Origin of the sequence: Flavobacterium aurantiibacter (genome assembly GCF_002251775.1) — a bacterium.
GTDB classification, from domain to species: domain Bacteria; phylum Bacteroidota; class Bacteroidia; order Flavobacteriales; family Flavobacteriaceae; genus Flavobacterium; species Flavobacterium aurantiibacter.
On the sequence record NZ_NOXX01000013.1, the window covers coordinates 1 to 1,615 of the forward strand.

General features: G+C 46.6%; 1 protein-coding gene and 1 pseudogene. Both read right to left on the bottom strand.

What is annotated here, in order from left to right; all coding sequences use genetic code 11:
• A pseudogene (locus CHX27_RS00100) lies at window positions 1-777 on the bottom strand (type IV secretion protein Rhs); the annotation flags it as partial.
• Entirely contained in the window at window positions 750-1,544 is a 795-nt protein-coding gene (locus tag CHX27_RS00105) for a hypothetical protein (protein ID WP_094484767.1), read from the bottom strand. The gene CHX27_RS00105 and the pseudogene CHX27_RS00100, both read right to left, overlap by 28 nt.
• Window positions 1,545-1,615: the final 71 nt, after the last annotated feature.

A 1,615-nucleotide genomic window follows, 5' to 3' on the forward strand; every position in this document is an offset into this window, starting at 1 on the left:
CTTATACTGCCACTCCCGTCTTTCCGTGGGTTGTATCACGTATAACTCACCGTTGGGTTCTTTTACCCGTTCAAAACGCTCGCTGGCGTAGTTTTCGTGCCTCAGGCCAAAGGGGTAGTAATGGTTGTCTTCTAACGTTTTAACGGTGTTGCCGTTTTGCGTATAGCTTAAACGCACGTTTCCGAGGTGGTCGGTGTAGTTGTATACGTAGAAGAATTTGGTAGGATCCAAGAATTCTACGTAGCCTTCTGCGGTAGGAAAGAACTTCAAAACACCGTTCTTGTACTGAAAACCGTCGATATATTCGGTAACTACCTCAGAGGCAGGACTGTTCGTTCGTACCAACTTCAACAACTTTTCGCCCGCCGCATTGTAATGATATAAAATCCGATTTGTGTTGTCGAATTCAACAGCAACCGGCAAATTCAAATGGTTGTACGAAATGCGCAGCAGTTTGTTGTGGTCTCTTGTCATGTTTCCGTAGCTGTCGTAATCGAAATCGCTACCCGAATTGGTGCCGTCTCGAAAGCCGTTTAACGAATTGCTCGAATCAGTTACACGCAGCAAGCGGTTACCGCTGTACGTGTAAGCTAAGTTATCGATTTGTACAGACATACCAAAGTCGGCATCGGCAAAACCGTTTCGCTGAAGGGTTTGAATGTTTCCGTGCTTGTCGTAGCTGAGCGTTTCGTCGTAATTTCCGGTAACGCTGTAGCCCATTTTGCGGTAATTGCCTTTGAGCAGGCGGTTTAAATCGTCGTACTGATAGCCGTACATACGCGTAAAACCGTCGCTTTCGGTGCGCCAATACGTTTAGCTTCGCTCCGTTCGCCTTTTCGGCTCGGGTCACAGATGTTTCCGTTGTACAAGTTCTCCACTCCCGGAATCGATTGTTCTCGGATATTGTAATTAATCTTGAAGGCAAACAAATCGGTAACTTCGTCGGCGGTATCGGCAATGTTATTGATGTTGGTGAGCCAACCCCGAATGTTATACGCGTAATCAACTTTTTGAAGAAAACTGGCACCGGTTGGGTCTTGTTTGCCCACTTTTTTCGAAATCAGTTGTCCGAGTTCGTCGTAGGTGTTGTTGGCTAGTACTTCCCAAGTGCCGCCATTCACGCGGTGTAAATGTGTAAGCAAACGGTCTTGCGGTGAGTACTCGAACTGCTCCTCGATTCGAATTTTGTTGCTGTTGGTATTTTCTCGTCGGTGTAGCGTTAACTTTTTTAGCACTTTACCCGAAAAATCCAACAGACTTTCGGTAATGGTTTGCCCGCCGAGGTAATTTTCTTTGTGCGTTTTTACCACTCGTGCTTTATCGTCGTAGAAAAAAGTCGTGATTTCTCGTTCGGGTCGAACAGCCGTCGAAATCACGCGCACCCAAGTTCCGGTAGCTAATCCTTTCGGCTTTCTCGCGCCATTATCATAAAAAATCGGCGATCCAACAGCCGACGAAAAATCGTGAAGCGCTCCCGGAAAATTGTAATCGTCGAAGTAGTTTACGGTGAGCATTTTCGAAGATTCTTCTTCTTTTGTAGCCACTCCCGCCTTCCGCTATAGTCCTCGTAAAAAAAAGGCGTGTTCATGGGGCTACAACCGGCTTCTATGGTCGC